1 rRNA gene is annotated in these 254 nt (G+C 57.5%); it reads left to right on the top strand.

Going from position 1 to position 254, the window contains the following annotated elements:
- Positions 1–177 precede the first annotated feature (177 nt).
- A 5S ribosomal RNA gene (rrf, locus tag MRBLAR12_RS22105) occupies positions 178–254 on the top strand; the annotation flags it as partial.

Below are 254 nucleotides of genomic sequence, written 5' to 3'. Positions count from 1 at the left end.
GAAGGGTACAAAGAAACAAGACTGCTTGCGTCCACTATGTGGTTCCCAAACAACAAACCCGTCACCGACGGCACTGTTGCACAGGAACCGACAACAAAATAACAACACCACAGATGTTGTAACCACAAGATTTCCCACCCCCACGCCACCAGGCGCCGGCGGGTGCGGACACAGGGTTACGGCGGTCATAGCGTGGGGGAAACGCCCGGTCCCATCCCGAACCCGGAAGCTAAGACCCACAGCGCCGATGGTAC

It is taken from the genome of Arthrobacter sp. LAR12-1-1.1, from assembly GCF_040676555.1.
Lineage (GTDB): Bacteria > Actinomycetota > Actinomycetes > Actinomycetales > Micrococcaceae > Arthrobacter.
Note: the sequence above shows the minus strand (reverse complement) of the source record. Positions and strands in the feature narration are given on the sequence as shown.